Source organism: Candidatus Alistipes pullistercoris, assembly GCF_027665465.1.
In the GTDB taxonomy this organism is placed as follows: Bacteria; Bacteroidota; Bacteroidia; order Bacteroidales; family Rikenellaceae; genus Alistipes_A; species Alistipes_A hominis.
Genome location: NZ_JAQDED010000022.1, coordinates 1 through 1,659 on the forward strand (window position 1 = coordinate 1; position 1,659 = coordinate 1,659).

The following is a 1,659-nucleotide window of genomic DNA, read 5'->3' on the forward strand; positions in this document are numbered from 1 at the left end:
AAAAGAGTAAAGCCAAGCCTTTGTCTTGATTGAAATCAGAGTGGAACACAGAACGTTTCCGCCGCCTATGGCGGCAGAAACGTTTTTAGTTACCTTTGCTGTAGGCATAAGAAGCAAGCCGTTTTTTTCTTGGGTTTTCAATCCCACAAAAGAGTATGGCTCCTTGTCCTGCGAATCGAAGATTGGTCGTCAGAGGCCGTATAGAAGAATGCTCATCGACAGGACATGGCTTATGCCATTTATCCATCAACAAGAGTAACGATATTACCATGGCAAAGAAAGCAAAAAAAGTCAAGACCGCCAAAGGTGCGGAACTTCGGATAGTTAATCCCGATGCGGCGGGGATAGACATCGCGGACGGTATCATGCAAGTTTGCGTCCCTGCCGACCGATCCAAGGACAACAACCGCGCGTTCGGAGCATATACATCCGACCTGCATGCCATCTCGGCATGGCTCAGGGAGTGCGGCATAAAGACAGTCGCAATGGAATCCACCGGGGTTTACTGGATACCGCTGTTCTGCCGCCTTCAGGAAGACGGACTGGATGTCGTATTGACCAACGCAAGGGACGTGAAGAACATAACGGAGAGGAAAACCGACGAGTCGGATGCCGAATGGCTGATGTTGCTGCACCAGTACGGGTTGCTCAAGGCAAGTTTCCAACCGCACAACGACGCCAAACGGATGAGGACACTCACCCGTCACCGTGACACCCTCTCGCGTGAGGCCTCAAGCATAGTCCTGCGTATGCAGAAAGCCATGCAGCAGATGAACATAAAACTTACGCTTGTCCTGTCTGACATTACGGGAAAATCCGGCATACGTATCATCGAGGCCATTCTTGCAGGTGAACGTGACCCCAAGAGACTTGCGGACCTGGCTGACATCCAGTGCAAGACTCCGAAAGAGGAAATAGCCAAGGCACTTGAGGGCAACTGGGAAGAAGACCTCATGTTTGTCCTCAGGCAAAACTATGATACTTTCAAACATTATTGTACCCAACTTGGCGAGTGCGATGCAGAACTGGAGAAACTCATGGAAAACTACCGTGCGGAGGTTGCCAAAGTGGAAGATACTTCATATAGCCCGGCAAAAAAACGCCGCGATTATAAAAAGACCAGGCATACCGTGGGCTTCGACGTGGAAAGGAAAGCATACGAAATGTGGGGAGTGAACGTTTTTGAGATACCGGGCATAAGCCACCTGACCGCACTTGAACTGATGAGTGAACTGGGGCACGACTTTACCCGGAAGTTCCCGTCTTCCAAACAGTTCTGCTGTTGGTGCAACATCTCACCGAACACCAAGATATCAGGAGGAAAAAGAATATCAAGCCACGTGCCACACCGTCGGAACAATGTCGGGTTGATTTTTAGAAGTATCGCTTCTTCGCTCGCCAATGCGAAGAACCAATTGGGGAACTTCTACCGCAGAATACGTTCACGGGCCGGAGGTAAAGCCGCAGTCATTGCCACTGCCCACAAGGTAGCCGAGATATTCTTTGCCATGGTTGCAAACCAAACAACTTATAATCCGGAAAGAGTAGGTATAGACGAGAAAGTATTACTCGAAAAACGGATTACAAGATACAAACGTGAATTAGAACGAATTACAGGGACACATATAGAAATTGGCAATGCATGTGTTCCATAGAAGA

General features: G+C 48.9%; 1 protein-coding gene. It reads left to right on the top strand.

Annotated elements, in window-relative coordinates; genetic code table 11:
* Positions 1-269 precede the first annotated feature (269 nt).
* A complete protein-coding gene (locus PGR91_RS13500; RefSeq protein WP_181987293.1) occupies positions 270-1,655 on the top strand; it encodes an IS110 family transposase in 1,386 nt (461 codons plus the stop codon).
* Positions 1,656-1,659: the final 4 nt, after the last annotated feature.

What these genes read in the sequence shown, in the direction of transcription:
- PGR91_RS13500 (WP_181987293.1), top strand. Translation starts at nt 270, where the DNA reads ATGGCAAAGAAAGCAAAAAAAGTCAAGACCGCCAAAGGTGCGGAACTT.